3 protein-coding genes are annotated in these 2,026 nt (G+C 61.3%); all 3 read left to right on the top strand.

Features of this window, described 5'->3' with window-relative positions:
* On the top strand, window positions 1–432 hold a 432-nt coding region (locus tag X739_RS0136525), incomplete at its 5' end, for a FixG Ig-like domain-containing protein (RefSeq protein ID WP_280940078.1).
* A complete protein-coding gene (locus X739_RS136635; RefSeq protein WP_023796698.1) occupies window positions 429–926 on the top strand; it encodes a FixH family protein in 498 nt (165 codons plus the stop codon). The genes X739_RS0136525 and X739_RS136635, both read left to right, overlap by 4 nt.
* Window positions 923–2,026 (top strand): heavy metal translocating P-type ATPase (locus tag X739_RS136640; RefSeq protein ID WP_031252690.1); only part of this gene is annotated, 1,104 nt, incomplete at its 3' end. The genes X739_RS136635 and X739_RS136640, both read left to right, overlap by 4 nt.

Here is a 2,026-nt window from a genome sequence, read left to right as displayed (position 1 = left end):
TATGTCTACATGGGTATGTGGTCGCTGATCGGCCTGGGCCTGCTCTATTCGCTGCTGACGCGCGACCGGCTCGAGATCAATGTCCTGCACGATCGCAATCCGCAATTCGTGACGCTGTCCGACGGTTCCATCCGCAATGGCTACACCGTCAAGCTGCTGAACATGATCCCAGAACCAAGAACGGTCATCGTCACCATAGCTGGCCTGCCAGGCGCAGAGATGAGCATCGTTGGCGTCGACCTCCCCGCCGATCGCTCTTTTGCGATCCAGGTCGAACCCGACCGGCTGAAGATGTTGAAGGTTTTCGTGCGCCTGCCTGCTGACCAGATCCATGGCGAAGCGCAGACCTTCACACTCCGGGTCGAGGACAAGGCGAGTTTCGAGTCCAACGAATACACCGCCACCTTCAACGCGCCGGAGATCGCCAGATGAGCACCACCACGCGAAAACCCGGCGAATTCACCGGCAGGCACATGTTGGCCATCATCCTCGCCTTTTTCGGCGTGGTCATCGCGGTCAATCTGACGATGGCGACGCTTGCCAACACAAGCTGGACCGGCCTCGTTGTCGAAAACACCTATGTCGCCAGCCAGCAATTCAACAAGAAGGCTGAGGAAGGGCGCGCGCAGGCAGCCCTGGACTGGACCGCCAAGCTGACCATCGCATGGGGCGAGATCCGCTATGGCCTCACCGACGCCGTCGGCAAGCCGGTTCCCTTGTATACCGTGAAGGTGCTGTTTCGCCATCCCGCCTACGAGAAAGAGGATGAGTCCGTCACGCTCGCCCTCGCTTCGGGCCAGGAGTTTGCAGCACAGCACATGCCGAAGGACGGTGTCTGGATCGTCGAAATCGACGCCGATGCCGGCCTGGCCAGACCTTATCGCGACGTCCGCAGGATCATGATTTCCCATGGAGCGCTGAAATGAGCTGTTGTGCACCGGGCGCCGAAATGGCGCTGGATCTGGTCGGTAGCACATCGGTCCTGCCCTCCAGCCAGGAAATCAAGCTGGCGAGTCGATCGCTTGGCCATGATCTTCGCCAGACTGATCTTTCAGTACCGATGGTTCATTGCGGGGCTTGCATCCAGACAATCGAGACGGCGCTGGGAAAACTCGACAATGTCGAAGGCGCGCGTGTCAACCTGTCGACGAAACGGGTCACGATTCGGTGGCGTGGCAATGAGGTGCCCCCTTTTGTCGCCGCGCTTGGCAGGCTGGGCTACGAGGCGCATTTGTTCGCCCCCGAGGTCGATGAGAAAGACAAGACGCTTGCGGAGCTGATCCGCGCCGTCGCCGTTGCCGGCTTCGCGGCCGGCAACATCATGTTGCTGTCAGTCTCGGTCTGGTCCGGCGCCGAAGGTGCGACCCGCGACCTGTTCCACTGGGTCTCGGCGCTGATCGCCATCCCGGCGTTGGCCTTCGCCGGTGGCATCTTCTTCCGCTCAGCCTGGAATGCACTGCGCCACGGCCGCATGAACATGGACGTGCCGATCGCGGTCGGGGTGTCGCTTGCTTATGCCATGAGCCTCTATGAAACCATCAATCATGGCGAACATGCCTATTTCGACGCGTCGGTGTCACTGCTGTTCTTCCTATTGATCGGTCGCACGCTGGATCACGTAATGCGGGAGCGTGCCCGCACCGCGGTGAAAAGCCTGTCACAACTGGCCGCGCGCGGCGCCATGGTGCTGCGCAGCGACGGTGCACGGGACTATTTGCCGGTCGGCGAGATCGAACCGGGTATGCAGCTGCTGATCGCGGCTGGTGAGAGGATCCCCGTCGACGGCAAGATCATTCGTGGGGCGTCAGATCTGGACTGCTCACTGNTGGTTCATCTCACCGCCTTGGCAACGTTCCTGGGCTGGATGGCGGCGACCGGCGACTGGCACCGGGCGATGACGATCGCCATCGCTGTTCTCATCATCACGTGCCCTTGCGCGCTTGGCCTCGCGGTTCCAATCGTCCAGGTGGTCGCAGCACGGCGCCTGTTCGAGAACGGCATCATGGTTAGGGACGGCTCGGCCATG

The organism is Mesorhizobium sp. LNHC209A00 (assembly GCF_000502915.1).
GTDB lineage: Bacteria > Pseudomonadota > Alphaproteobacteria > Rhizobiales > Rhizobiaceae > Mesorhizobium.
Note: the sequence above shows the minus strand (reverse complement) of the source record. Positions and strands in the feature narration are given on the sequence as shown.